This window comes from Micromonospora sp. NPDC047707, assembly GCF_040704235.1.
GTDB lineage: Bacteria > Actinomycetota > Actinomycetes > Mycobacteriales > Micromonosporaceae > Micromonospora.
Genome location: NZ_JBEYSU010000097.1, coordinates 1 through 4,656, shown reverse-complemented (window position 1 = coordinate 4,656; position 4,656 = coordinate 1). Strand labels below are relative to the sequence as shown.

The following is a 4,656-nucleotide window of genomic DNA, read 5'->3' as shown; positions in this document are numbered from 1 at the left end:
CACAACCGAAAGCTCGTGAGGGGTCACCGCGACATGACACTACCGCCAGCCCTCAGCAACCCCTCAACACGCCGACCTAACAAAGCACTACTAGGCGCTTCTATCCTGCCGTGATGGTAAACGGGGAGGCGCGGCCGGATTTCACACGGTGGTACGACCAGGTGCTCGACGTCGGTCCGCCCGGCAACCAGGCATTCTTCGGCCGGAACGTGCTGGCTGGCCTGATCGGGGGCATCCGGGACTTCCGGGAGCACCGGCAGCAGCGGTGGGACCAATACCGCGGGCGACGGACCACGCTGCTGGGCTGCGCAATGTGGATGGACGACCCGGAGCTGCTCGACGAGCTCGCCGCCCTGGAGGCGGCCTGTGTCGTGGTAGCAAACAGTCCCGGGACAGAAACGTGCAGACGCCGGACCTGCCTTACAAGCTGCGCCGCCTGGACGACCTTAACGCCCGCACGCCCGGCCTCCCGGTCTGTTACTTTCCTCCGCTGGAGCAGCTGACCTCCCTGGTCGACGGCGAGCCCCCGGTGATCGGGCCTGCGTGGTCGCTGCCGGCTCGGGACGAGGTGATCCCCACCGTGCGGACGATCGGCTTCCGCAAGGGCGCGGGCACCAACGGCTCGATGCCGCCGATCCTGCACGCCAAGCTGGCGCTGCTCGGCCGCCTCTGGGAGCACGACGAGGACGACTTCGGTCCCGCCGACGTCACCGCTTTCAACCCGAAGCGGCTGTGGATCGGGTCGGCGAACTTCACGGCGTCGTCACGACGCAGCCTCGAGTTTGGCTTCTGGACCGAGGATCCGGTGCTGCTGCGCGGTGCCGAGGAGTTCCTGCTGGACCTGATCGGCAGCTCTGAGGGCATCGACCCGGACGCCGACGAGCACATGCCGGAGCGGGCGCTGCCCGACTACGACGACCCGGCCATGGCGGAAGCTGCGGCCGACCTACGGTTCGCCGACCTCGACGACGACTGACGGTTCCCGTGCCCTGCGGGGCTGCAGATGGGGTCCGAGCTTGGTGCCACACAGGGCCGGCATCGTTCTGGCCCATCGGAACTTGCGGGCTGGGCCGGAGCAGAGCGTCGAGGACGGCCCGGTCGCCGCGCCGCAGCTGGGTGATCGGGTGCCTCCTTCGGTGGTCGCTCCTTCCCGGTGATGGGCGGGCGCCTGAGGTCATCTTCCTCCCCTCGTAGGCCCGGATGAGCGCGGCTCCCGACACGCCGGCGATCCCCCAGGTTGCGCGCCGATACGACACGTCCGCCGCGGCCGACGCCCGGCGGGAATTCCTGGGTGTTATGGCACCTCCATTTCGGCACCCTGCGTGACGGCATGAACGGGGATTACGGCGGCGGGACGCCGGTGCCGTCTATCCGTCATGGACGCACAGTAGAGTGGAAAGCGCGGTCACCGCACGAGCCCGACACGTCCTCGACCCAGTGCGCCGGTGAAGGTCCGGCGAACACCCCGGACGGAGAAGGGATCTTGTGATGACCCGAAGTAGATGGTGGCGGAAGCTGTTCGTTCGGCTGAAGCCGCGGCCGGCGGTGGGGCAGCGTAACCCCTGGCTGGCGGCGGGAGAGGGCGTGGCCATCGCGCTGCGCATCACCCTCTACCTGGTGATGCTGCACTCTCAGATCACGGCCGCGAGCGGGGCGAGCGACACCCCTACTACCTGCAGCAAGAGTTCGGCCCCCACCTCGTGCGGCGAGATGAGGACCGAGTGACCCTGTTGTAGGCGGCGTTCCTGGTTCCACCTTTGGCGGGTCCGGGGGTTCCAGCTCCGGGCCCGCCGCCTATTACTCTCGTGACCGTCGGTTACTGCCATAAGAGTCTGTTTGGATTCTACTACCGAACGACATGGATGAGGTTGCGGTGGTAGCACGATCGCGGAATCAATCCGTCGCACGCTTCGTCGGTTACTCATCATCGGATCGCGATCGTCGTTGACCACGGTTACTCGGCTTGCTACTCACCAACGTGCTGTTGGCGTCTGTCGAGGTCGGAAAGCCTGGTGCCGGCAGCGGCGCCAACTCCTCCGGCGTGAGTGCCTGCGGGGTGCACGCCGTCACCGCCGCCGTCGAGGTGCACGTCGTACATCATCAAGTCGCACTGCCGTCCCTGCAGCTGGACCTGGGCATCGCCGCCGTCGACCTGCCGTGGGCGGTCAACGCCTACACGCTGGTCTTCGCCGGCTTCCTGCTGCTCGGCGGACGGCTCGCCAATCTCCACGGCCGCTGGCGGGTCTTCCTGGCCGGTCTCGGCCTGTTCACCGGGGCCAGCCTGCTGTGCTGCCTGGCGTGCTCGGCATTGCCCGGGCCGGGCAGTGCCTCGGCGCGGCCCTGCTCGCCCCGGCCACCCTAACCCTGCTCACCGCGACCGTCACCAAAGGCCCGGCACGCCACCGCGCCCTTGCCCTGTGGACCGGCGTCGGCTTGGCGGGTGGGACGGCAGCCAACCTGCTCGGCGGCCTGCTGACCGAGTACCTGTTCTGGCGGTCCGTGCTGCTGATCAACGTCCCACTCAGCGTGGCCGCCCTCTCCGTGGCGCCACGGCGTCTACCGCCCGGCCGGCCGGTACGCCGCCAGGTACGGGCCGGTCACCAACCGGGCAACCCTCATACATCAGGAGGGACACCACGCCGAATACGGTCAGGAACCGCCACGGGCTCCAGCGCACCCCACGCGTGATCGTCACTCGTGCAGTCTCACCCCGGACAACACATCCGCGCAGGCACCGTCCTGCCGTTGCGCTGGGTCATGTACTGCGCATGTCAGGGTAGGCCTCGCGGACAGGATTGGCGTTGACTCACGAGCACGGTGTCGCCGGCATTGACCCGCACAAGAACTCAGCCACGATCACAGTTCTCGATCATCGCGGCGGCGTGGTCGACAACGCATCGTTTCCCATCACGGAAGAGGGTGTCGATCAGCTTCTCACTTTCCTGCTGAGTGTCGAGTTGACCGTTGATCGCGTCGGCGTTGAAGGCTCCGGATTCCTCGGCCGCCCGATCGTCCTGGCGCTCATGGCCGCCGGCTACGACGTGCGCGAAGTCCAAGCCAATCGCACCGCCGAACGACGCAAGCGACGCCGGCGAGCCAAGACCGACGTCGAGGACGCCGAAGCCATCGCTCGCGAGACTCTCGCCGACCCGCACCTGCCCCCAGCCGGGAAACATCGCAAACCCAGCAGCGCCTGGCAGACACTCACCGTGCTGCGCGACTGGCGCACATCCCTTGTTCTGCAACGGGTTGGCCTACTCACCGAAGCCGAGGCCGTACTCGTCACCCTCCCCGTCACCATCCGCGACGCGCTGCCCTCGACAAGCCGGGTGCTGCCCCAGCTGGTCGCACTCGCTGACGGTTTCACTGTTCCCGATGCGCTGGCCGCCCACGACCGACTGAAACTCGACCGGCTCGCCGCGACCCTCGATGACGTCACGGTGCTGACGAAGCGGATCAAGGAACTCGACAAGCAGATCCCCGCCCTTCTCGCCGAACTCGGCTGCACACTCACCGGCCTACCCGGCGTGGGCGTCGTCACCGCGATGGAACTCCTCGCCGAAGTCGGTGATCCTCGCCGGTTCGCTACCGAAGCCCAATTCGCTCGCTGGTGCGGCATCGCGCCAGTCGCACTGTCCTCCGGCGAAGGCCATGGCCCAGCCCGGCGCCACCGCCTCGACCTCGGCGGAAACCGATCAGTCAACTCAGTCCTGCACACAATTCATGTCACACAAGCCCCCTGCTACCCACCCGCCCGGCAATACGGAACCGCCCCGGGTTTGGTAGCGGCCCGACCTCTTGTGGAGGATCGAGCCATGTCACGCCCTTCCCCTTATCCGCGTGAGTTGCGTGAGCGAGCGGTGCGGATGGTCGCCGAGGTGCGGCCGAACTACGAGTCCGAGTACGCGGCGATCAGCGCGGTGGCTCACAAGCTCGGGATCGGCACGGCGGAGACGCTGCGTAAGTGGGTGCGCCAGGCCCAGGTCGACGCCGGTGACCGGCCCGGGGTGAGCACCGACGAGTCAGCGGAGCTGAAGCGGCTGCGGCGGGAGAACGCCGAGCTGCGCCGGGCGAACGAGATCCTGAAGGCGGCGTCGGCTTTCTTCGCGGCCGAGCTCGACCGGCCACAGCCACGCTCGTGAGGTTCATCGACGAGCACAAGCAGGTGTTCGGCGTCGAGCCGATCTGCCGTGCCTTGCGGGAGCACGGCTGGCAGATCACGGCCAGCACCTACCGGGCCGCCTGCCGACGCACGCCCTCAACCAGGACTCGCCGTGACGCCTGGCTCGCTGGCGAGATTCGGCGGGTGTACGCAGTGAACTACGGCGTCTATGGGGCACGGAAAGTGTGGCTGACGCTCAACCGTGAGGGCATCCCGGTGGCCCGCTGCACCGTCGAACGCCTCATGCGGCAGCAGGGCCTGCGGGGCGTGGAGCGGGGCAAGACCCGACGCACCACCATCGCTGACCAGCACGCGGCCCGGCCGGCGGACCTGGTGCAACGCCGGTTCACCACCGACCGGCCGAACCGGTTGTGGGTCGCCGACTTCACCTACGTGCCCACCTGGTCGGGGATGGTCTACGTCGCGTTCGTCATCGACGCCTACTCCCGCCGCATCCTCGGCTGGCGGGCCGCCACCAGCATGAAAACCAGCCT

General features: G+C 67.8%; 2 protein-coding genes and 3 pseudogenes. All 5 read left to right on the top strand.

Going from position 1 to position 4,656, the window contains the following annotated elements; genetic code table 11:
• Positions 1-400 precede the first annotated feature (400 nt).
• Positions 401-976 (top strand): hypothetical protein, encoded by a 576-nt coding sequence (locus AB0873_RS31760; protein WP_366604414.1) that lies wholly within the window; start codon positions 401-403, stop codon positions 974-976.
• 512 nt (positions 977-1,488) lie between these two features.
• Positions 1,489-1,725, top strand: coding sequence for a hypothetical protein (locus AB0873_RS31755; RefSeq protein WP_366604412.1), 237 nt, complete (start codon positions 1,489-1,491; stop codon positions 1,723-1,725).
• A gap of 352 nt (positions 1,726-2,077) precedes the next feature.
• Positions 2,078-2,547 (top strand): annotated as a pseudogene (locus AB0873_RS31750) (MFS transporter); the annotation flags it as partial.
• Between the two features lie 248 nt (positions 2,548-2,795).
• Positions 2,796-3,752, top strand: a pseudogene (locus tag AB0873_RS31745) (IS110 family transposase); the annotation flags it as partial.
• 63 nt (positions 3,753-3,815) lie between these two features.
• A pseudogene (locus tag AB0873_RS31740) lies at positions 3,816-4,656 on the top strand (IS3 family transposase); the annotation flags it as partial.

Excerpts from the sequence above, each read along its gene's own strand:
- AB0873_RS31755 (WP_366604412.1), top strand. The coding sequence starts at position 1,489 with ATGACCCGAAGTAGATGGTGGCGGAAGCTGTTCGTTCGGCTGAAGCCG.